Source organism: Arcanobacterium buesumense, from assembly GCF_012563545.1.
GTDB lineage: Bacteria > Actinomycetota > Actinomycetes > Actinomycetales > Actinomycetaceae > Arcanobacterium > Arcanobacterium buesumense.
Map to the genome: position 1 here is coordinate 1,687,669 of NZ_CP050804.1, position 23,335 is coordinate 1,711,003.

20 protein-coding genes are annotated in these 23,335 nt (G+C 51.6%); 7 read left to right on the top strand and 13 right to left on the bottom strand.

The genetic code is table 11. The annotated features are described in order from the left end of the window. Positions 1-53 precede the first annotated feature (53 nt). The 9 genes from HC352_RS07800 to metG all read right to left on the bottom strand — a co-directional run bounded on the left by HC352_RS07800 (position 54) and on the right by metG (position 11,178). A complete protein-coding gene (locus tag HC352_RS07800; RefSeq protein WP_168918337.1) occupies positions 54-1,910 on the bottom strand; it encodes an ABC-F family ATP-binding cassette domain-containing protein in 1,857 nt (618 codons plus the stop codon). A 118-nt stretch (positions 1,911-2,028) separates the two neighbouring features. Beyond that, positions 2,029-2,985 (bottom strand): 4-(cytidine 5'-diphospho)-2-C-methyl-D-erythritol kinase, encoded by a 957-nt coding sequence (gene ispE, locus HC352_RS07805; protein WP_211080661.1) that lies wholly within the window; start codon positions 2,983-2,985, stop codon positions 2,029-2,031. An 86-nt stretch (positions 2,986-3,071) separates the two neighbouring features. Then, complete coding sequence (locus tag HC352_RS07810; protein WP_168918339.1) at positions 3,072-3,557, bottom strand: PTS sugar transporter subunit IIA; 486 nt, start codon at positions 3,555-3,557, stop codon at positions 3,072-3,074. After that, on the bottom strand, positions 3,557-5,152 hold the full coding sequence (nagE, locus tag HC352_RS07815; protein WP_168918340.1) for an N-acetylglucosamine-specific PTS transporter subunit IIBC: 1,596 nt from the start codon (positions 5,150-5,152) through the stop codon (positions 3,557-3,559). Before nagE ends, HC352_RS07810 begins: the two co-directional genes overlap by 1 nt. Continuing rightward, positions 5,149-6,021 carry a PRD domain-containing protein gene (locus tag HC352_RS07820; RefSeq protein ID WP_369801238.1) on the bottom strand — a complete coding sequence of 291 codons (873 nt, stop codon included), beginning with the start codon at positions 6,019-6,021 and terminating at the stop codon, positions 5,149-5,151. Before HC352_RS07820 ends, nagE begins: the two co-directional genes overlap by 4 nt. A 109-nt stretch (positions 6,022-6,130) precedes the next feature. Beyond that, a complete protein-coding gene (gene rsmA / locus HC352_RS07825; RefSeq protein ID WP_168918342.1) occupies positions 6,131-7,030 on the bottom strand; it encodes a 16S rRNA (adenine(1518)-N(6)/adenine(1519)-N(6))-dimethyltransferase RsmA in 900 nt (299 codons plus the stop codon). A 33-nt stretch (positions 7,031-7,063) separates the two neighbouring features. Next, on the bottom strand, positions 7,064-8,287 hold the full coding sequence (locus HC352_RS07830; RefSeq protein ID WP_168918343.1) for a resuscitation-promoting factor: 1,224 nt from the start codon (positions 8,285-8,287) through the stop codon (positions 7,064-7,066). A gap of 114 nt (positions 8,288-8,401) precedes the next feature. After that, positions 8,402-9,361 carry a TatD family hydrolase gene (locus HC352_RS07835; protein ID WP_168918344.1) on the bottom strand — a complete coding sequence of 320 codons (960 nt, stop codon included), beginning with the start codon at positions 9,359-9,361 and terminating at the stop codon, positions 8,402-8,404. An 11-nt stretch (positions 9,362-9,372) separates the two neighbouring features. Continuing rightward, the gene (metG, locus tag HC352_RS07840) at positions 9,373-11,178 is read right to left on the bottom strand and encodes a methionine--tRNA ligase (RefSeq protein WP_168918345.1); all 1,806 of its coding nucleotides are present in this window, start codon (positions 11,176-11,178) and stop codon (positions 9,373-9,375) included. A 108-nt stretch (positions 11,179-11,286) separates the two neighbouring features. Between metG and HC352_RS07845 the strand changes: the two genes are divergently transcribed. Further along, on the top strand, positions 11,287-12,321 hold the full coding sequence (locus tag HC352_RS07845) for an isochorismatase family protein (protein ID WP_168918346.1): 1,035 nt from the start codon (positions 11,287-11,289) through the stop codon (positions 12,319-12,321). A 102-nt stretch (positions 12,322-12,423) separates the two neighbouring features. On the opposite strand, the gene HC352_RS07850 is transcribed toward HC352_RS07845, so the two are convergent. The 3 genes from HC352_RS07850 to HC352_RS07860 all read right to left on the bottom strand — a co-directional run bounded on the left by HC352_RS07850 (position 12,424) and on the right by HC352_RS07860 (position 16,057). After that, positions 12,424-14,772, bottom strand: a complete 2,349-nt coding sequence (locus HC352_RS07850; RefSeq protein WP_168918347.1) for an MMPL family transporter — start codon at positions 14,770-14,772, stop codon at positions 12,424-12,426. A 95-nt stretch (positions 14,773-14,867) separates the two neighbouring features. After that, entirely contained in the window at positions 14,868-15,701 is an 834-nt protein-coding gene (rsmI, locus tag HC352_RS07855) for a 16S rRNA (cytidine(1402)-2'-O)-methyltransferase (protein ID WP_168918654.1), read from the bottom strand. 2 nt (positions 15,702-15,703) lie between these two features. Continuing rightward, a complete protein-coding gene (locus HC352_RS07860) occupies positions 15,704-16,057 on the bottom strand; it encodes a metallopeptidase family protein (protein WP_168918348.1) in 354 nt (117 codons plus the stop codon). A 146-nt stretch (positions 16,058-16,203) separates the two neighbouring features. Between HC352_RS07860 and HC352_RS07865 the strand changes: the two genes are divergently transcribed. The 5 genes from HC352_RS07865 (at position 16,204) to HC352_RS07885 (ending at position 20,116) form a co-directional block, all read left to right on the top strand. After that, the gene (locus HC352_RS07865) at positions 16,204-16,554 is read left to right on the top strand and encodes a DsrE family protein (protein ID WP_168918349.1); all 351 of its coding nucleotides are present in this window, start codon (positions 16,204-16,206) and stop codon (positions 16,552-16,554) included. Positions 16,555-16,636: 82 nt separating this feature from the next. Next, a complete protein-coding gene (locus tag HC352_RS07870; RefSeq protein WP_168918350.1) occupies positions 16,637-17,557 on the top strand; it encodes an ABC transporter ATP-binding protein in 921 nt (306 codons plus the stop codon). 1 nt (position 17,558) lies between these two features. Further along, positions 17,559-18,314 (top strand): ABC transporter permease, encoded by a 756-nt coding sequence (locus tag HC352_RS07875; protein ID WP_168918351.1) that lies wholly within the window; start codon positions 17,559-17,561, stop codon positions 18,312-18,314. 117 nt (positions 18,315-18,431) lie between these two features. Next, positions 18,432-19,514 carry a sensor histidine kinase gene (locus HC352_RS07880; RefSeq protein WP_168918352.1) on the top strand — a complete coding sequence of 361 codons (1,083 nt, stop codon included), beginning with the start codon at positions 18,432-18,434 and terminating at the stop codon, positions 19,512-19,514. Then, positions 19,511-20,116: a response regulator transcription factor gene (locus HC352_RS07885; RefSeq protein WP_168918353.1), complete on the top strand. Its 606-nt coding sequence runs from the start codon at positions 19,511-19,513 to the stop codon at positions 20,114-20,116. Before HC352_RS07880 ends, HC352_RS07885 begins: the two co-directional genes overlap by 4 nt. On the opposite strand, the gene HC352_RS07890 is transcribed toward HC352_RS07885, so the two are convergent. After that, entirely contained in the window at positions 20,111-21,208 is a 1,098-nt protein-coding gene (locus HC352_RS07890; protein WP_168918354.1) for a class I SAM-dependent methyltransferase, read from the bottom strand. The two genes, HC352_RS07885 and HC352_RS07890, sit on opposite strands and share 6 nt — an antisense overlap. Positions 21,209-21,314: 106 nt before the next feature. Between HC352_RS07890 and HC352_RS07895 the strand changes: the two genes are divergently transcribed. Beyond that, positions 21,315-23,210, top strand: a complete 1,896-nt coding sequence (locus HC352_RS07895; protein WP_168918355.1) for a Rib/alpha-like domain-containing protein — start codon at positions 21,315-21,317, stop codon at positions 23,208-23,210. The last annotated feature ends 125 nt before the right edge of the window (positions 23,211-23,335 follow it).

The window sequence follows — 23,335 nt, forward strand, 5'->3', positions numbered from 1 at the left end:
TTACCCTACCTTGACGTCAAAACAATATCTACGGACTAAAGGCACAGGATGCCCTATCCCCAGCGCTCAGCCTCTTCCGCAGCTAACATCCATTCTTCTTCGAGCGCATCTAACTCGTCTTGCGCCGCAGCGGCTTGCTTCCCCAAATCAACTAAGGCTTCAAAATCGCCACTGGCAGCCAGATCAGCTTGTTTTAAGCCAATCTTTTCCAACTGCTGACGCACCTTGTTCATTTTACGTTCCGCACGCTCCATATCTTTGCGTGCTAACCGCTCTTTGGCCGCATCCTTCGTCTTGGTAGGTTGTGCCACGTGCGGACCGGCATCGCCGTCGTCGGAACGTTCCTTGCGAAGCTGAGCCGCCAACTGCACGTACTCATCCACCCCACCAGGCAAATCGCGCACGCAACCATCAAGTACCGCTACCTGGCGATCGGTAATCCGCTCCAAAAGATATCTATCGTGCGAGACCACAACCAAGGTACCCGGCCATGAATCAAGCATGTCCTCAATCGCCGCTAAGGTATCCGTATCCAAATCATTGGTCGGCTCGTCAAGAAGCAACACATTTGGCTCCCCCACCAGCAACCGTAAAAGTTGCAACCGACGGCACTCCCCACCGGAGAGATCACCCACCTGCGTCCATGCTCGCTCCCGGGTAAAACCAAGTTTCTCCACCAACTGCGCGGCAGTCATTTCTTTCTTGCCCACCATCACGTGAGTAGCAATATCATGAACTGCCTCAACCACGCGCCGGGTCGCGATGTCCTCAAGTTCTTTAGTTTCTTGGGTTAGCACCGCCAAGTTCACTGTTTTGCCACGCTTAACCCGGCCCGTCGTCGGCTCCAAATCACCACTAATTAATCCGAGAAGCGAAGACTTTCCAGCGCCGTTTCCGCCCACGATGCCCAAGCGCTCACCCGGTGCTAACCGCAACGTCACATCATCAAGCACCGGTTTTTGGGCATCGGCATCACCCGCCGAATCGTAAGAAAAAGACACGTCAATCAGATCGATAACGTCCTTACCTAACCGGCTCGTCGCCATCTTGGCAAGTTCAACCGAATCACGCGGCGGCGGCTCGTTCGCAATCAGCTCGTTCGCGGCATCGATTCGGAACTTAGGTTTCGAGGTACGTGCCGGGGCACCGCGCCGCAACCATGCCAGCTCTTTCCGCAACAAATTATTGCGCTTTTCCGTGGCTTGCTGCGCGATCCGCGAGCGCTCGGCGCGCTGTAAAATATAAGCCGCATAGCCACCCTCATAGGTTTCCACATGACCCGGCTGCGGGTTACGTCCGCCAGCGCCATCGTTGCCGGGAACAACTTCCCACAACCGATCACATACCGCATCCAAGAACCAGCGATCGTGGGTGACGACGATAAGTGCGCCTTCTCCCCGGTCAAAACGTTCATTGAGATATTTAGCAAGGAAGGTAACGCCTTCGATATCCAGGTGGTTGGTCGGTTCGTCAAGAACAACCACGTTCGCATCCGCTGCCAACGTTGCCGCGAGCGCGACCCGGCGCCGTTGCCCACCCGAAAGCTCAGTAACTCGCCGATCGAGGGGAACATCTGGCAACAACCCCTCATGCAAATACCGAATAGCGGAATCTGAAGCCCAGACATATTCCTCAGTGTTGCCGTGGATCGCTTGAATGACTGTCACATCGGGAGCGAACGATATCGCTTGGGACAGAACCGAAAACCGGGTACCGTTCGTCATGGTAACTTGCCCGCTATCCGGTTCTAACACGCGGGTCAAAAGTTTGAGCAGAGTGGACTTCCCGCCACCATTTGGGCCAACGATACCGATTTTGGCGCCGTCTTCAATAGAGACGTTAATGTTGCCCAAAATCGGACGCGATCCTAGCGTGATCGAAACATTCTCAACGCCTAAAATATGCGCCATAAAACGTGGCCTTTCTTTAAAAATCACCAAGCGTGCACAAAGTTAGGGATTTTTCGCTGTTACCGCAAAAATCGAGCCGAAGTGACCTCATATGCAAACTGAATGCACGCGCTAGATTTTATCTTACTAAATAAGCTCCGCGAGCTGGTCCGGTGGCAACCACGGCTGTTAAGCCTGGAAACAACTGTTCAAGACGAGCTGCCAACGAATCCAACTGGTTCGGCTCTGCCAATACGGCAATGGTAGGCCCCGAACCAGACAAAAGAACAGCATGTGCCCCAAGAACTCCGGCCGCAATATGAGCACGTATGGTGTCAATAATATGTGCCACGTCGGGGCGCAGTGAGCGAGCCGGCTCTTCTAAATCATTGGCTACAACACTGCCAAGAAGAACCCGGTGTTCACTATCGCGTGCTGGTCCCGCTAGCACTGAGCACACATCGCCAGTAGCATCCGGCGTCGCCTCCCCCAGACCAAGCCGATCAAATTCGCAAAAAACCGCCGGAGTAGATAATCCCTGCTGGTTAAGGAGCATCACCCAGCCATGAGTTTCCGACGATGACACTGCAGTTAATTTCTCTCCCCGGCCAATCCCGTGAGCGAGTCCACCCATCAGCGCGAAAGGCACATCAGAACCGAGTTCAGCGGCACACTCATGGAGCTGATCGCCCTCAAGCCCCAACTGCCACAATTCGTTCAGCGCAACCAAGGTAGCTGCCGCATCTGCGGAACCACCAGCCATCCCGCCCGCAACCGGAATCCGCTTAGTTACTGCAAGATGGGCGCCTAAATCAGCTGGCGCAATATCAAGGCGAGTTTGATGCCCATATCGATCCTTGAGTAGCTGGGCCGCGCGAATAACCAGATTAGAATCGTCAACCGACAAATCCTCACCAATTCCAGTGATGCTCATCGTTAGCTCTGGCGCGAGCTGAGCTACGACGTCGTCACGCACATCCAAAGCTTCAAACACCGTATCTAACGGATGAAAACCATCCGCCCTCGGCGCTCCTACCCGCAAGACAATATTGACTTTCCCTGGTGCTGAAGCAACAACTACCCGATCCATATTCATGCTCCTATTATCCCCTGTAACCAACCGTAAACAACAAATTGGGCGGTCCGGAATTTCTCCGAACCGCCCAATAGCGTTAGATTTGTTTAGGCAAGTGTGACAGTTGCAGCTACATCGTTCAATGCAGCCTCCCCACCATGTACATCCACTGATTTCACTTGAACTTTTTGCGTAAATACGACAGGGGTAATAAGGTTCTTTCCCGCTGCACGCAAAGCTTTCGCATCCAATCGCATAACAGGAGTTCCAGCCTTCACTACACTGCCCTTATCAACCAGCGCAGTAAAACCTTCGCCATGCAACTCCACGGTATCTAATCCAATGTGAACCAAAAGATCCACTCCGGATTCAACATGCATTGTAAACGCATGCAAAGTCTTAAAGATCTTAGATACGGTACCGTCAATCGGCGCACATACGATCAGTTCGTCGGCTTGATCGTCAGGAACAATCGCATATCCTTCACCCAGCATTCCTTGGGAGAAAACCGGATCTGGAATCTCGGTAATCGGAACAACTGTGCCGGCGAAAACCGGGTAGAATTCAACTTTTTTCTTGCCTAAACCAAACATTAAATCTCCTGCTCGCCGTTCAGTGCTACTTCCGAGGCCTGCAGTAGGTCTGCAACCTCGTCATATACAAACTGTACCTGTGGTCCGACCACAACCTGAACAGAATATTGCGATGGGCGAATAACTCCAGCCACACCACCCGACTTAATAGTCTTCTCGCTTACCTTCAGGTGGTCCTTAACTACCGTACGTAGGCGGGTTGCACAGTAATCAATAGATTCAATGTTTTCGATACCGCCCAGTCCTTCAACAACTGTGGCGGCAACGCCAGAAAATTCGGTGTCGCCAGCGAGTTGAACATTGTGCTCATCAACATCATCACCATGTCCTGGCGTCTTGAGGTTCAAAGCGCCAATCAAGAAATAGAAGACGACGAAGTAAATCGCAGCGAATACCAAGCCTTGAACCAGCAACATGTACCACTCATTCGCCAACGGGTTACGAGCCGACAGAACCATATCGACCAAACCAGCGGAGAAGCCGAAGCCGGCCGTCCAGTGGAACATTGCAGCCAAGAATACCGAAATACCGGTGAGGACTGCGTGGACAAGGTAAAGAACTGGAGCAACGAACATGAATGCGAATTCGAGAGGTTCGGTAACACCGGTGAAGAAGGATGCAAGAGCACCAGCCATCATGAGCGAGCCAACTGCCTTCTGTGACTTGGTGTTTGCCCGCAAGTACATTGCCAATGCCGCAGCTGGCAAACCAAACATCATAACCGGGAAGAAGCCAGCCTGGTAACGGCCGATTTCACCAATAACAGTACAGGTTCCATCAGCCCATACGCCAACGCCTGGGCAGGAAGCAGCATCGGTTGCCGCCGCAGCAGCTTCGATGGTCTTACCGCCACCGAGGAAGTTACCGATATCGTTAATACCGATAACGTCAAACCAGAAGATCGAGTTCAGGGCGTGGTGTAGACCAGTTGGGATGAGCAGACGGTTAGCAAATGCATAAATACCTGCACCGAGCGCACCCATTCCTTGAATTGACTGGCCAAAGTGGAACAGAACCGAGTAAACGAATGGCCAAACAAAGTAGAGGACGCCCGCCAAAACGATAGCAAGCAACGAAGTGAGGATTGGAACCAAGCGTCGGCCAGAGAAGAAGGCCAAGAATGGTGGTAGCTTGGTCCGGGAGAACCGGTTGTATACCCATGCAGCAAGAATACCGACGACGATACCGACCAGTACGTTCTTGTCACCCATTGCGCCCCAGCCTTGGGATACCCAATCGAGCTTGGCAGCGCCGTCAAGCTTTTCTAGGTCAATTCCTTGGAAGCCAGCAACTGACTGTTCGTTCAAAAGCATCTTGATTGTTGCAAAGCCAATAAAGCCGGACAGCGCGGCAGCACCATTGCTGTCGCGGGAAAGCCCGAACGCCAAGGCGATCGCAAATAGCCAGCCGAGGTTATCAAGAACTGCTGCACCCGACTTGATCAAGACAGCAGCGATTACGCTGTTTGCGCCCCATCCTTCTGGATCAATCCAGTAACCGATACCCATCAAGATTGCCGCTACTGGCATAACAGCAACCGCGCCCATCAGCGCTTTACCGAGCCGTTGTAGGCTCTCCATCACTTTTCCGTTCATGATGTTGTTGTGTCCTTTTGTGTATGCGCCGGACGTGTTCCTTGCCGCCACCCGTGGAGGAAGACCGCCAAGAATGCGGATTCGTGTGCAATGGCGGCAGGGGGAACGTCGTCTTTGGCAATGTATGTAATAACGTGCCGAGCTACAGCGAACTCCGGTGCTAACATGCGCTCGATAAGCGATGTTGCCGTGTTTGTTCGCCACATCCCGGCGTGAATGCGAGTGACATACCCGTTGATCGTAAACAATAGTTCGGTCAGTTCGACGTTCTTTGGCTGACCGAGTTCTCGCATGATCAGGTCAACGATGACCCCAAGCTCGTTCGCTTCAGACAATGGTTGTTTGACGGTCACCCCAGTGCGTGCCGCATGTAAATGCAGGGCGATAAACGCCACTTCATCAACTGGTAGCTCAACATTGAGCTTGTGATTAACGAAGTGCACCATGATTTGAGCCGCGGTAAATTCCACACCGAAGGCCACTTTGATCTCATCAACCAGCTTGTTGTGGATTGATAGCCCACTAAGATGGCGTTGCACCGCGAATGCCATATGATCTACTAAAACCACATAGATGGATGGATCGAGGTCATTAATGAGATTGTTGGCCAGTTCGACCGCTTCAGTTACCGTTGACACAAGATGGGGATCGAGTGTATTCACTGAGGTGAGGAAGTCTATTCTATCGGCGCTTGCTTCAATAAATTGGTGCCAAGCACCGCCGGCCGGGATCATATCTCCAGGCCGTTTGCCGAAACCAATTCCTCTCCCGGCAAGGACTGTTTTAACTCCATCGACACTCACGAGTACCGCATTGTTGTTGAAAACCCTTAGCACGCAAGCAGCAGACTGAATCATAAAGCTCCTCATCGAGCACACCGAATAACGGTGCCGATCTGGTCATGCCTGCTTACCAGTAACACCCAGGGATTATCACTACTAATATAGGCTACTTATGCCAATAGTGCAATATTTTTCGTTATTTACAACACGTTTTGGAATTTTGTGCAATAGCAATGAAATCTTCGATGGTGAGTTTTTCTCCGCGAAGCGACGGATCAACACCGGCCGCCCGCAAAATCTCCTCAGCACGCGTAGGGCTTCCTGCCCAGGTGGTTAGCGCAGCACGCAGTGTTTTGCGTCGCTGAGCAAAGGCAGCATCGACGACGGCGAACACCGCCTGACGATCAACGCCTGCAGTTTCCGGGTGCCGACGCATGTGTACTAATGCTGAGTCAACATTTGGTACCGGCCAAAAGACATTGCGGGAGATTTTGGCTCCACGCCACACATCGGCATACCAATTCGCTTTAACTGACGGCACCCCATAGGTTTTAGAGCCCGGCTGAGCAGCAAGTCGATCTGCTACTTCAAGTTGGACCATCACGGTTACTGTTTCTAATGTGGGCAAGGTACTCAACAGAGTTAGGAGCACTGGCACAGCGACGTTGTAGGGCAAGTTTGCTACTAAATGTTTTGGCACAAAATCAGTGCTCTTGCCGAGAATTGGTGGTACTGCAAGGTCAGTTACCCCAGAAATATCCATTGCATCGCGATTGGTAACAGCGATATGCGCGGCGGATTCTGGCTGAATTTCAGCGATTGTTGCCGGTAAAGCGGTAGCTAATGGCGGATCGATTTCGATAGCTGACACTAGCGCTCCGGTTTCGAGGATAGCTAGAGTTAATGAGCCTAATCCGGGACCTACCTCTACGACGTGGTCGCCCGATTCTACACCTGCGTCACGCACGATGCGCCGGACGGTTCCGGCGTCGTGAACAAAATTTTGACCTAATGTTTTAGTCGGTCGTATGTTGAGTTGTTCCGCAAGTTGACGGATTTTCACCGGTCCAAGGAGGGGGACTGGGCATTGACTCATTGTTTCCTCACTGTAGAGTGCAAGCTCGCGCTTTTAGTACCAACCCACCGAATGTGAATGGCTGAGCGCACCACACGGCGTACCATATCGACCAGAAATATATCCTAATCCCCAAGTAATCTGGGTTGCCGGATTAGTTTGCCAATCAGCACCAGCTGAGGCCATCTTCGATCCTGGCAAAGCTTGTGGAATACCGTAAGCGCCCGACGATGGATTATTAGCCAGATGGTTCCATCCGGACTCACGTTGCCATAGTTGATCTAGACATGCGAATTCAGCTTCAGACCATCCGCGCCCGGCTACGAGATCTGCAGCTATGGCTCGTGCGGTACCTGGGGCAACAGGTGCCGCATTGACTGGAACGTTATTAGCGGATGCCGAGGAGCTAGCACCTTCTTTAGTTCCCACTTTAATAATGATGGGTTCGGCCGGGGTTGTGATCGCATCAACTGTTGTCACGCGCTTGACTTCAGTACCGTCATGCTTGGTGACGGTAACAGTTCGGGTACCTTCTCCTGGCTTGCCGTCACTGACTTTCTTCTCTTCGCCCTTAGCTAAGGTTTCGTCATCTTCACGTTGAGTTTCTGGTTCGACGACGTAGGTTTCGGTAGCCGTTTCGGTAGTGACACGAGTGATGGTGACGTGTTCCCCGTCTGCAATTGGCTTATTGAGCTGATGAGAAACGATATCGCCGGAGTTTACGGTGATGCCGGCAGCATTGAGCGCGTCAGCTAACGTGACTCTGGCATTGGACGCCAGGGTTCGTTCTTTTCCATCGACCGTCAGGCTAAATTTTGACGTAACACCTTCAATAATTGGGGTTTTTCCATCGAGGGCAACAGAAGCCGTAGCAAGTTCAGATAGCGATGGTTCATTGGTTGCCATCGCAAAGTTTTGTGGAACATTTTCAACAGCAATTCCTAAACCAATTCCGACGACGAACGCCGCAGCGGAACCAAATCCTACACTTTGCATCATAAAAGATTTCCGGGTTTTTGGTTCATATACGTCATCTCCTAGACGGGAGACGACTAACTCATGGTTCATTTGTTCGGCAAATGGTGTTGTGGGTTGTAAACGCACGGGACGGTTGCCCCATTGTTGGTAGTTGGCCTCAACAATTGCTGGAATTTCTCCCGTGGTTGCAACACTACGTGCTGCGGCAGCGGCTGCTGCTGCGGCTCGTTCGGCGGCTCGCCGGGCGCGTCGTGACCCTGGCTTTGGCGGGGTCATAGCGAACTGGCGGGTTTCTTCCATCGGTTTTCTCCACATCTAACTGAGTTTAGTTATCTGATGTATATCGATTGTAATCAAATTGTGACAATTAGTCGCGCTGGAGTGCCACGCCTAACATAGATTAACCGACAAACCTCATATTCCATATACATTTTGTGTGTTTTTATCAATCTGAGCACACCAATTCTCAAGCTCAACACCACGACGTTGAGCCATATACCGGACGGTGTATCCCACACTCCATGCCGCATTAGGATGACCTCGGAATGGTACAGGGGTCAAATAAGGCGCATCAGTTTCTACCAAAATCAATTCACTAGGTAGCTCATCGAATGCTTCTTGTAAATCAACATTCGGCCCGTACGTCAATGGGCCAGCAAACGAGGCAAACCACCCATGTTCCGCACATACGTGCGCCAGCAAGCGATCCCCGGAAAAACAGTGAAACACTGTAAGGTCTGGAGCGCCATCAGCCAGTAGTACATCAATCACATCCGCATGCGCGTCCCGATCATGAATCTGCAACGGCTTACCCAGCTCTTTTGCCAACGCAATATGGGCACGAAAAGCATCTTTTTGCGCCTGTTTACCTGCGTCACCAGTGCGGAAATAATCCAATCCAGTCTCACCAATCGCAACCACATATGGATCGGTACTTAGATGCGCAACGCGCGATACGGCGTCGTCAAGCGAAAAATCTTCATGCCAAGACTCAACATGTGGCTCCAGCCCATCGGGAGCCACCTCCCGCACCCCCGCATGTAGGGCAGCATCATTAGGATGAATAGCCAGCGCCGCCCACACCTCTGGAACATCACGAGCCAAATCCCGGGTAAACTCCAACATCGGTATTTCACACCCGGAGGAAATGGCCGCCCGCACACCAGCTTGCGCCATACCAGCACGCAAAGTCTCCAACAAAACTGGCATGCGTATATTGCCAGCCTCATCAGTATTTTGTACCGGTAGGCCACCATCTCCAACAACCGGATCCGGTAAAATATGCGTATGGTTATCAACAATAGGAACCGGCAGCCGGTCCGGGATATCCGCAACCAGCCGCCGCCGTTCCTTTTTCGCTTTCGAGCTACTCATTACCCTGCCAATTACTCAGCAATACCAAGACGCTCAAGCTCTTCAGCAATCACTGAATCATCGAGCTTAGCAAACACTGGCTTTGGCTTAGCAATCGGGGTACCTGGCACTACCTCACGCGACTCCCACGCCCGCGCATCCGAATAATCACCAGTGATAATCGGATACGGGTAGTCAGTATCCAAATCGGTGACTTCTTCTAAGCGTGGCATAGGCGCCAAACGGCCATCGCCGCCAAGAATCTTGTCAATCTGATTTGATGAATGAGGCAAGAAGACACTCATCATCGTATTGAGATCCGATACCGCCTGAACCAAAGTGTTAAGCACAGTCGCCAACCGTGCGCGCTGCTCTGGAGCTTTCAACTTAAACGGCTCGGTACGAGTCACATACGTATTAGCTTCCCCGACAAGACGCATAATCTCACTCAGTGCAGCACGCTGCTGGTGTGAACCGATAAGCTCACCCACCTTATCGAATCCTCCACGAATCGCATCCAGTAACGCGTTATCAATCTCTTCACGCTCACCCGGGGTTGGAATCTCACCGAAGTTCTTCGCAATCATCGCACCGGTACGGTTGACTAAATTACCCCAGCCAGCAACCAGCTCTGAATTATTCCGGCGCACGAACTCGGCCCATGTAAAATCCGAATCCGACGTTTCTGGTCCCGCAATAGAAATGAAGTAACGCAAGGCGTCCGCCTGGTAACGCGACAAAACATCGCGCACATAAATCACCACGTTCTTCGACGAGGAGAACTTCTTACCTTCCATCGTCAAGAATTCTGAAGCCACTACTTGGGTTGGCAGGTTCAACGTTCCGAAATCACGAGCTTGACCGCCACGCGATCCGGCACCGTTGTATGCCAAAAGCTCTGCTGGCCAAATCTGGGAATGGAAAACGATGTTGTCCTTGCCCATGAAGTAGTAGGAAAGGGCTTCTGGGTTCGTCCACCACTCACGCCAATCCTCTGGACTACCCTGGCCTTGAGCAGCACGACGGCGAGCCCACTCAATTGACGCCGACAAGTAACCAACCACCGCATCAAACCAAACATAAAGCCGCTTATTTGGCTTATCTTCCCAACCCGGAACCGGAATGCCCCAAGAAATATCCCGGCTCATCGCACGTGGGCGAACGTCGTCGAGAAGATGCTTGGAGAACGAAATAACGTTTGGCCGCCACGACCCATCGCGTTCCACCTCATCAAGCCACTCCCCGAGTGCTCCAGCAAGCGCTGGCAGATCAAGGAAATAGTGCTCAGTGGAGGTAAAGTTTGGTGTTAAACCGGAAACCTTGGAGATCGGATCAATCAAATCCTGCGGATCAAGCTGGTTACCGCAGGTATCACATTGGTCACCGCGAGCCCCGGCAGCGCCACAAATCGGGCACGTACCTTCAATGAAGCGATCAGGTAACGTATTGCCGGTCTTGGGATCAATCGCCACCAGTTGCTCTTGCACAATCATGTAACCGTTATCGCGGCAGCCTTCAAACAAGCGCTGGACAACATCAACATGGTTCTGCGTTGTGGTGCGCGTAAAAAGATCGTAGGACAATCCGAGATTAACAAGGTCTTCAGCAATAATGCGGTTATTCTTGTCCGCCAATTGTTGCGGAGTAACACCTTCATTATCCGCAGCAACCAGAATTGGCGTACCGTGTTCGTCAGTTCCCGACACCATGAGCACATCGTGTCCAGTCATTCGCATATACCGCGAGAACACGTCAGAAGGGACACCAAAACCGGCAACATGGCCGATATGGCGAGGACCGTTGGCGTATGGCCAAGCTACAGCAGACAAAATCTTCATATCTATAGATTACGCGTCTAACGCTGTGAGATGAAACTCCATGTGCCTATCTCACGTTCGCCACGTATGCTTAGAATATAGTCAATGCTGACAATTATTGGAGGGGTCATGGAAGTTCAGCGCGCACTTCTTATCGTTGATGTTCAACCCACGTTCTGCGAAGGTGGTGCCCTAGCAGTCGAGGGAGGTAATGCCGTTGCTGAACGGATTGCCGATTTCGTAACTGAACGTGCTGACGATTACGAATATATTGTTACCACTCAAGACTGGCATGTAGATCCAGGTGAGCATTTTTCTCCCAATCCTGACTTTGTTAATTCTTGGCCACCGCACGGTGTTGCCGGAACTGCCGAGGCGGAACTTCATGACGCTATCGCGGCTTTACCTTTTGACGAATCGGTAAAGAAAGGTGAATACCAGGCGGCCTATTCTGGCTTCGAAGGTAAAAACCTCGAAGGCGTCCCGCTGGAAGTTCTGTTACGCGAGCATGAGATTTCCGCAGTTGACATTGTGGGTATTGCCGAATCACACTGCGTGAAGGCAACTGCCCTAGATGCGTTGCGTGCCGGTTTTACCGCGCGAGTTTTTTCTGATCTCACAGTTCCAGTTTCCGAAGAGCTCGGTATTGTGGCACGCAAGGAGATGGATGAGGCAGGCGTTGAACAACTTTCGTCTACCGAAGCCTTTGGTTTCTATGAAGATGATGACGACGACGTTCCGCTACTCGCCGAGGAGTGGGCTCAGGTTCATGCGCGAGATGACGAGGGTTGGGCTGGTGATTCATCCTTGGAATGGGATGAAGATACCTGGAATGATACCGACGGCGATGGCATCCCTGACGATCTAGAAGATGATGAGTATGGTGCTGCCGACTATCGCGATTTTGAGCTTCCTGATGAGAACAATGGCGGATTAATCCGTGAGGCACCCGTCTATGATGAGTTTGCTGATGAAGATGGGTCTGAGTTTAACAACACTGACCAATTCGACGCTCTCGAATCGCGGCTATCTACCGATGAAGACCTCTCCGCCCTCGGGTTAGATGATTTTGACATCGACATTGATGATGACATCGACTTCTCGGATGAAGCTGACGAGTCTGATTTCGATTTTTCCAATATTGATTTCAAGCCCGACCTATAGACCGCAGAAGCGATGTAGTGGTGGGCACGGCGGATATCCGCCGTGCCCACCACCATGTAGTCGCTAAAGATTCGCCATTATATTTGGCAGTAACCTGCGCTTTCAGTTGGCATTATTGGGTGTCACCTGGTCAGCAGGAACTTTTCGCGAGGTCCACGGCCACCAGATTATCCGGCCAGCATCATAAACCATGCCGGGGATGAGAAGCGAGCGAACAATAAAGGTATCAATGATGATTCCTAGCGAGACGATGATGGCCAGTTGAAGCATAAACAACAGTGGTACAACACCTAGTGCAGCGAAGGTGGCTGCCAGAACAATACCGGCTGATGTGATGACCCCGCCGGTGACACCGATGGCTCGGGTGATTCCGGTATGGGTGCCATCTTTAAGTGATTCTTCCCGGGCGCGAGACATTAAGAAAATCGTGTAATCGATTCCTAATGCGATAAGGAAGACGAAAGCATACAACGGCACTGATGCATCGGCACCGGGAAACTCTAGAATTCGGTTGAAGATAATGGCACAGATACCTAGCGTTGCCCCGAACGAAATGACGTTTGCGACGACGACGAGTAGCGGTGCTACCACAGAACGAAGAAGTAGCATGAGCAAGATGGCGATAACTGCTAAAACAACTGGAACAATTTTGAGGAAGTCGCGGTGGGCAGTTTCTTGGGTGTCAAGGGCTTGTGCGGCCGGTCCGCCCACAAGGACGTGTGCTTTTAGTGACGCAACAGCGTCGCGAATTTCCCGAACGACGTCTTGGGCAGTTTTATCATCGGCAGACATCGTGGTTGTGACGTTGAGTAACACTCTGCCGTCGATGACTAGCGGAGTCGATGGCGTTGGTGTGGTACTGCCCTGATCTGGGCCAACTCCTGATGGTGGATCTGCAGGGCGCTGACCTGCTGGTGGTTGACCTGCTGGCATGCCTTGTGATTGTCCGTCTTGCTGTGCGATAACAGCTTTAACTCCTGGCAATTCACTAATAACTTCTTGCGCCTGGGAGGCATACTGCTCGTCTACGATCACGGTGGTTGGCTGTGCGGAACCGGCAGTGAACTTTTCTTCGAGGATCTTGAATCCGGTTACCGCTTGGGATGGCTGGGTAAATTGTTCGATCGCCGAGGTTCCAGAGGCTTTGAAGGAAAAAGCAAAGCTAGAGAGCACCAAAAGCACAGCTAGAGTTGCTACCCATACGACGCGGTAACGACGAGCGACGAACTGTCCGAGACGATGCCAAAAACCGTGCGATTGAGCATCATCTAAAGTGGCATAGTGCGGAATTTTTGCTGGCCAGAACATGATTCGCGCATGTTTTCCTGGAATTAGTAACATTCCGGGCAATAGTGTCAGGGCGGCTAACATTGCGAAAACAATACCGATTGACGCTATTGGACCAAGTGAGGATGTGGATGATAGATCGGAGATAAGTAAGGTGAGCAGGCCGGCGATCACTGTACCACCAGAGGCCACAATCGGTTCCCATGATCCTTTAATTGCTCGAACAAGTGCCTCGGTCGGGTGCTCAACGACAGTTAGCTCTTCTCGATAGCGGGCGATGAGAAGGAGACAATAGTCGGTGGTAGCACCGATAACTAGAATTGCCAGGATACCTTGAGTTTGACCGTTGAGATCAACCCATTGGGCTTTGGCCATCTGGAAGACGGTAAGAACTGCAGCACACAGCGCCGCTAGTGAGGTCAACAATACTGCGATTGGAATAAGTAACGAGCGGTAGACGACGATGAGAATAATGAATACCAGAACAACCGCGACAAGCAAGAGGGTGAGATCGATTCCGGCAAAAGCTCCACTCAAATCAGCAGATAATCCAGCCGGTCCAGATACATAAACCGTTAATTCCTCGGGTTCTATACCGCGATCTGCTAAGCGGGATGTGAGATTGTTGTGCAATGATTCAACCGTTAAGTTGAGTATTTTTTCACCCTCTCCGTCTCGTCCATTCGCAATATCTTGCTGAAGATTCAACGGAAGAAGCACTGCAGTCATATCTGCGTCCGGAATAACCGGTACAAACCCCGGAGCAACATCCTTTAATAAGAGTTCTTCAGTGACACGAATGTTAGGCAATTCTTGGGAAATCCGACCAAGAACACCCATCGCGGACTCAGAGATCCGCTGTCCATCTGGTGAGGCTATGACAATAAGCGCGGGAATTGTTGAATCATCACGAAACTTTTCAGCTTCTTGACCGGCTAACGTAGATTGAGCCGATTCTGGTAGAAAAAACGCCGGATCTGATTCTGCAACAGTTGATATTTTCCCTTGTGCCATTCCACCGAAGGCAAATGCAACTATCCATAGCGCAAGAAGAACTATGCGTAATGGCAAGGACTTACGTGATCGTAGAAAAATTGTTGCGGAATCTATCGTGTTACGCGGTGGCAATTGCTCGGCAGTAGATGCCTTATGTTGTTCCCTCATGCATATCTCCTGTTAGTCGGTAACACTAACACTAGCGTATTTTTCGATACACATGCACTCGAAAACGTCTCTAACTTTAGATTTTGCCCATTTTCCTACTCAGCCGAGAGCGCCACCACAGCTTGATAGACTTGGTTCTTACGCAACCCTGATCGGCCAGCAACATAGCCAGCCGCATCTTTAAGACGCACCCCTAAATCCACTAATTCACGCACGTCATCAATAACGTCTTGCCCTACCGTTCCGCTCTGCGCGGACTGCGAATCCCCTTCGACAACAATCGAAATCTCACCTTTAACATCCTGTTGTGCCCACTGCGCCAATTCCCCCAAGCAACCACGCTGAACCTCCTCAAACGTCTTCGTCAACTCACGAGCCACCGCAGCTTGCCGATCTGCCCCAAATTCTGTTGCCATATCCACCAACGTCTCAGCTAATCGCCGAGGAGATTCAAAGAAAATCAACGTCCGGCCATCATGGCGCAACTGGTGAAAAATCTGCCTGCGCTCACCCTCTTTACGTGGCACGAACCCCTCAAAAGCAAAACGATCCGAAGCCAAACCAGAAATAGCCAACGCAGTAAGAACCGCAGACGGGCCCGGAACAACAGTCAGCTCCACACCTTCTTGCGCAGCCAACGCAGCCAACCGATATCCCGGATCAGACACTGAAGGCATCCCTGCATCAGAAACCATAACAACCGTCTTACCCGCTTTCGCCGCCGCAATGAGATCCGGTGCCTTCTGAACCTCATTATGATCGTGATAAGCAACGACCGGAGCATGAATCTCCACTCCTAAACGCCCCACCAAATTCAACAACCGCCGGGTATCTTCGGCAGCAATCACATCTGCCGACGCCAATACCGAACGCAACCGGGGCGAGGCATCGTCGTCATTACCCAACGGAGTTCCAGCTAAAATAATCATTTTCACGCCCAACCTAACGCCATTAAATTTTCTTCTTCACTGCCAAAATGATGTGCAATTTCATGAAAAACCGTAACTTTCACTTCCGCACACACTTCTTCTACCGACGAACACATTTCCAACAACGGCTTGCGGAAAATGAAAATCCTATTCGGCTCCGCGTACGGTCCAAAATCCCCATCAGTTTGAGCGAACCCCTCATACAATCCCAGAATATCTGGCGGACCTTGCTGTGGCTCAGCTTGATCAACAACCAGAAAAACCACGTTTTCTAGCCGGTGAATAAACTGCTGCGGAAGCTCATCGAGCACATCGGCAACGATGCCCTCAAATTCATCTTCACTCATCTCAACCATACATTTATCTTACCCACCCCTTCCCACACAATCACCAACCACCTGTGTCTTGGCATCGAGACAAATCATGTTAGGGGCAGTAGAGTGAGAGTAGACAGTGACACTAAACACAAACAAGTAACCGCCAAACCACTCAAGGAGTCCTCATGTCGAACCTCAAACTCGTCTTCCACGTCAACGAAAACAACCGTTGGCCCTTCACCTTACGATCCGTTGACAACTTCCTCGCACACTCCGGCGTCGAAGGCGCAAACGTCACCGTCGTCGCAAACGGCGAAGCCGTCCGCTCCTTCTCCCAACTCGACGTCGAGCCCCACCGCATGGCACGAATCCACGAACTAGCCCAACAAGGCGTCCAATTCCTCGTCTGCAACACCGGCCTAGAACAACGCCAAGTCAACAAAGACATGGTCCCTGACTTTTGCACCATCGTCCCGGCCGGCATCGTCGAAATAGCCCGCCTCCAAGCAGCCGGATACGGGTACGTCAAAGCCTAATAATTCGTCATGACATCTGTCATAACAGTCTCCTGACATCCATGACTTCCGCGCCACCGGCACCGCGCGGAAGAATAAAAACATGGAAAAAATCAATATAACTAACGTGCGAAAAACATTTCGTACTCCTAGTGGCAACGTTTCCGCCGTCGACAACATCACCACCACAATCCCGGCCGGGCAAATCCTCGCGATACTCGGCCCCAACGGTGCCGGCAAAACAACGCTACTCGATATCATCCTTGGACTATCCAAACCATCCTCCGGCACCATCACCATCGACGGGCTCAGCCCCCACGATGCAATCCACGCCGGCAACACCTCCGCCCTGCTACAAACCGGCGGACTACTGGCAACCATGAGCGTAACCGAAACCCTCACCTATATTGCTGCCAGCTACCGCCCCGCGAAAAATATCACGCGCGAACGCATCGCCGACGTCGTCGCCCAAACCCAGCTCGGCCCACTTCTGAACCGAAAAATCGGCAAACTTTCCGGCGGTGAACAACAACGCGTCAAATTCGCACTCGCCCTCCTGCCCGATCCGTCCCTGCTCATTTTGGACGAGCCTACAACTGGAATGGACGTCAACGCACGGCACGAATTTTGGGACGCCATGCACGCCCAAACCCGCCACGGCAGAACAATCATCTTCGCCACCCACTACCTGCAAGAAGCCGAAGATTTCGCCGACCGCATCATTTTGATGAACCGCGGACGCATCATCGCCGATGGCCCGACCAACCACATCCGTGCCATCGCCGGAATCCGCCATGTCACCGCCACCACTGGGGATGTTTCCCCGGCGCAGGTGGCACGCATCCAAACCACATACAACGCCACCGTGGAAGATACCACCCTCACCTGCGCAACATCCCACTCCGATGATCTCGCCCGCGAGCTCCTTAAAGCCGGCGCCTCGAACCTGGAAATCGTCCCCTCCTCCCTAGATGACGCCTTCGCAACCCTCATCGCCGCCGATACGCTACCGAAAGAAGACTGACATGAACGCAACACTCATTCGCTCCGACGTCCGCCGTTTTCTACGGGCACCCGAAGCCCTGTTCTTCACAATCGGACTGCCAATCCTCATGTACATCATCTTTGGTGGCACAGCCGAATACGGCGAGATGCCCATTGGACACGGCAATATCAACATGGCCGTCCTTATTAATATGAGTATTTATGCCGTTGCCCAAGCGGCGGTTGGCTACACCGGCACGGCCGCAGTTGACCGGCTCCAAGGCTGGGGGCGCCAACTTGCGCTCACTCCGCTTACCCCGTGGAAGATTATGATCAATCGCGTACTCTCGGCATTCTTGATTTGCACGATTACTCTGGCTTCGCTGTACATCGTCGGGATTGCGATGGGCGCCCAGCTCCCAGTGCTTCGCCTCCTGGCTGTCTGGGGTATCAGCTACCTGAGCGTCATCCTCTTTGCATGTTACGGTCTTGCCGTTGCGTACTCGTTTAAAGCCGAAACAGCCGTCAGCATTTCATCTGGGCTACTGGTGCTCTTTTCGTTTGCCGGCAATCTCTTCGCACCGCTGTCTGGCACACTGCTGTCGGTTGCCCGGTTCACCCCCATGTGGGGAGTCGGCGAACTAGCACGCTATCCCTTGACCGAAGGGCAAATGTATGACGCCAACGGCGCGCTCTACAGCACCCCGATCTGGTATGCCGTGGCAAATGTTGTTGCCTGGCTGGCTATTTTTGCCACTTTTGCCGTTGTGGCATCCCGGCGAAACCAGGAACACTAGACCTGTAGTAAGCCGAGTGTGCCCAAAACCGGGCAATAGCGCAAACCTAGGCGTATATGAGCTAGGTTTGCGCTATTGCCCCGATTCCCTTACACCCTACAACGATAGAATACACATATGACTTCTCGCCGCGAATACGCCATGGGCCTGTTTATGGCTCTTATTTGGCTAGCTTTCCTTGTTTTCCCGCTCCATTTCATCACCATCGGCCCATATTCCCCCACGGTTCGCGTCATCGGCTACACACTCACTGCGATATTCGCTATCCTCAATTCCACCACCTGGTTTCTGGCGTACAATCCGCAGCTAAAAGACCATACTCTTCAGCTCTACGCCATATCATTCAGCATCCTTTTTGCCATCACAATAACGATGCTGGTTCTTTTCTCGTTCGCCGGTTTCTCGTTTTTCCCGTATCTTGCGTCCTTAACGGGGATGCTCATCCCGTTAGTTCCCGGCACAATTATTATTGTTTTACTCGGTATTGTCATGGAGGTTGCCGGCTGGTTACTCGATACCCCCAGTGACGCCCATGCTCTCTTGGTGGTGTCGATTGGTGTGTTCGCCATGACTGCTGGTTCGAGGTTTTTCGATAGGGCCTCCCAGGAAAAACAAATCGCAGTGGCACATGAAGCAATATCAGCTGAACGTAGCCGGGTTGCCCGCGATGTCCATGATGTGGTGGGACATTCACTGACGATCATTTCGCTTAAGTCGCAGTTGGCCTTGCGGCTGCTTGATTCTGATCCGGAGCGGGCGCGCGCAGAGCTTATCGAGATCTCAGATTTGACCCGCGCAGCGATTACCGAGGTGCGGGCAACGGTGTCTGGTCTGCGAATGCAATTGTTATCGGACGAACTGCGCAACGCTATCAAGGTGCTCGAAGATGCCCATATTGCGGTTTCGGTTGTGGGTTCAGTTGAGGATGCCGATCCGCGGTTCCGTTTTGTTTTTTCATGGGTTGTGCGGGAAGCGGTGACGAACATTTTGCGTCACGCTCACGCCAAGCACGTAACATGTGAAATTAGTTCAACACGTATGTCGATTATCGACGACGGCGTGGGCATCACTCAACCAGCCGGAAACGGTTTGACGGGGTTGCGTGAGAGAATTGTCGAGGCTGGTGGCCGACTCGATGTACTGCCCGCCGATCCGGGTACGCGGGTAACAGCGGTGATGGATGTGAGGACGAAACAATGATTCGGGTGTTGATTGCTGACGATCAGGCGTTGGTCCGTGGTGCACTCAGCGCACTGCTTAATCTGGAAGATGATATCGAGGTGGTGTGCGAGGTTGGCCGTGGTGATAACGTTATGACGGCGGTGCTTACTCACCGTCCGGATGTGGCGTTGATTGATATTGAGATGCCAGGTCAGGATGGGATTGCAGTTACCCAGGAACTTACTGATTCTCGGTTGCCTACCCGGGCGCTGATTGTGACGACGTTCGGCCGGCCAGGTTATGTTCATCGGGCGCTAACAGCCGGCGCTTATGGGTTTGTGGTCAAAGATATGCCAGCGCAAGAGTTGGCCCAGGTTATTCGCCAAGTACATGCTGGATCTCGGGTGATTGATCCGGTGTTGGCTACTCAGTCACTATTCGAAGGAGTCAATCCGCTTTCTGAGCGGGAGCGGGAAATTTTGCGCATTGCTGCAGATGGTTCCACTATTGCGGAGATTGCCCGACGGGTTTATCTCTCTGAAGGTACGGTCCGTAACCATCTTTCTTCGGCGATCGGGAAGACTGGGGCGGAAACTCGCGCCCAGGCAGTGGTTTTTGCTCGCGAGCGCGGCTGGCTATAGTTTGGCTCCACGGACGACGGTGAAACGGCTGTCTCGCGCCAGCTGGACGACGTCGGTAAACAGCTGTGCGATTCGTGGCCGGTATCGTAGGTGGGAATTGTAAACAACATATATTTTTCCGCCGGGTTTAAGTACGCGCCGGGCTGCGCTCAGCAGTTCGTCAACAAGGGTGTCATCTATGGTAAATCCGTCATGGAATGGCGGGTTAAGTAGGACGACGTCGATTGAGTTTGTAGCCACGTTTTGGGCGGAGGTGTCCCAGGTGATGGTTGTGCGGTCGCAGTAGGATTCGAGGGTGAGCTGGGTTGAGGTGACGGCATCGGCTGAGATATCAGTAGCCGTAATAGCAGTGTTTGGACAGGTTTGCGCAATTAGTGCGCTGACGGCTCCGTTTCCACTCCCGAAATCAAGCACTGTGCCCGGGTCAGATTCCCAGTCCGCTCTCGCAGTGGTAGCTAAAAGCTGGCCGCCACGATCAGCCTGGACACCGGCAAAGGTTGCTCCGATCGCATATATATGCTCGTTTTTTTGAGGCGCTGGAGCTAGAAGATTAGCTCGGGGATGAGAAGCAATAAGAGCCCGGAATTTTCCGGATCCGCGGCTGGCGACGACGGTGCGGTAGGCGCTGGCAAGTACGTCATTTTGCGACCGGGTCATGTGTTTGGTGTTGTTGGCACCGATCAACGTTGGGATGTTAACTCGGGCGGCACAGTGCGCCACATATTGGAGTTCGCTAAGCGATTTGGGCAGTGCTGTGACGATGAGACTTTGTTCGGCATATCCCGGTTTCATTGTGTGTAAGAAGTGGTCGAGTTGCAGTGGCCCGTCAATTCCACGTACCCATAATTTCTCACGTTGTCCCGTGCTCATCGCATAAGCGATGGATCTACTATTTTGAGCATGCGAATCACTGAGTACTGTTACCTTTTTAGCTATTGGGAGGAAATATGTCAGGAGCTGACCGGTGGGGTCATCATAAATACATATTGGTCTCCCGGCCTGCCAACCGGCTTCTTGCGCCTGGTCAATCATGAGATTGTTTAATCGACTAAGGTGCTGGGGCATGAGCGGTTGAGTGGGGTATGCGATCATAACGCTATTATTCCATAGCTATCAGAAGATAGATGGCGAGAATTAGGACTATACCTCTTTTGACAAATTGCTATCATTTATCAAAATCCTACTGTAGGCTGGCGAGATGAGATATAAAAAAACAATCACATCATCACTACTAGCTGGCACGCTGGTTTTCGGGTTTAGCGCGCCGGCCTTTGCAGCAGAAAACTTTGAGGTTGGGTTTGATACAACCCTTGCCGAGCTTAAAGCCGCCGTCAATGATCCAGCTACTCAATCAGTCACTTTTACGGCTGACAATTCTTTTAACGGCGGGCTGGTTATCGCTCATCCGATGACCTTTACCATTAACGACGGCGTGAACGTCACCTTCGATGGCTCTTACGTAGCGGATAAAACTGGACTGGATGTTAAGTCGGAGTTTACGTTTATCAATAACGGCAATGTAACGATTGAAAATTTTGCTGGTTATGGCATGAAAATCAATCAAAAAACAGCTAACCAATCAGTAATTTTACGTGGCGATGGAGAAACCGGAAGCTCCTTAAGCATCTCCACCACTGGCGGTTACGGTATTGATGGGCAATTTATTAAAGGCCCATTTACTGTCAGCGATACAACACTCAATGTCACACCTGGTCCAGACACTAAAGAAGGTCCTATCATTTTCTCCAAAAATGGTGGTAAAGATTTAGATACACCAGTAGTTTTTAATAATTCTACGGTCACTATTGATCATGCCAGCAAGACTTCAGTGTGGCCGACAGCTTTCTATTCAGAAAGACCTGTGACATTCCGTAATTCGACGCTGAACTCCAAAACGTCTCGTCGATATAACCTATCGTTTACCAGTGGAGAACCAGTACTTTTTGATAACTCCATAGTTGATCTAGTAACTCCTGCAGATGCGAAAACTGAAGGTTCTTGGATTTTCAAAAAGCCTTTTACTTCAATTAATACTGGTAGAAATACTACTGTTACTATCGAGGATTCAAAGATCACGAGTAACATTTCGGCTACTGCAGGCGAGCACCAGGCTTTCCAATTCCAGGATGCAACCTACAACATTATTAGCAGTACAGTGATTGGTGATTCACTGGGTGTTGATCTTAAGCAAACCGAGGGTTCAAACCTTAACATTTCGGGCGATTCAAAGGTAGACATCCCTGGTACTGCTAATATGCCTGGTGGTATTTCCACTGTTATTGACGGCGGCACTGTTGTTCTTCCGCAAAATGCAACCGCAAAAAACACCCAGGGACAAGACTTATACGAGTTCATCTCCGATGGCGCATCCAACAAAGTCCTCATTAACTGCACAAATATGGCCTACAACTACCCAGTGAGCAATATTTCAAACGATGTACTCAAGCATGTTTGGGCACCAGCGGTAAACGTCGACTACTACGTCAAAGAAACTGATACTGAGCCCGATGATACTCGCAAGCTTATTGCAGGAACCAACGTCGACGAAGATCTCAACGGTGTTGACTTCTTTACCGCCCCTGAGGTTCCAAAAGGTTTTACCGGCAAGTTCGTCATCTTCGATCCAGCTCCAGAAAGTGAATTTACTTCCGCAAGTAAGGTCTGCAAAAACACCAAGGTGACTTTCCGAATCAACCAAACCCCACTCGTTCCGATTCCAGACGTTGAGACCACTGACCTGGAAGTCTTCGTTGGCGACACAGTCAAACCAACCGACGGCCTTGTTGACCTCCCAGAAGGCGCAACCATCGAGATCATCACCCCAGCCGACACAACCACCGCCGGCAAGACCACTCAAACAGTGAAGATCACCTTCGAAAACGGGTCATCCATCACCAAAGTCATCAACATCAAAGTCGTCGAACACCTCACCCCACTGGTTCCGGCTGAGCCTAAAGTTCAGCCACCAATGCCTGAGAAACCAGGCCTAGCAAAGACCGGTGTTTCTGGTGGAATCGCTGGCTTGTTCGCTGGCCTGCTTCTGATCGCGGGCACCGGCGTAACCTTCTTCGCCAACCGGCGCAAGAATACCTAAGAAACCACGTGCTATATCCCAATAGCACAATCTAAGTACGTGTGCGTCCAGCGGATTTTCCGTTGGACGCACACTATTTCACCAGCCACTCGATACTGACAAGACATCGTAGACTTATCCACGGT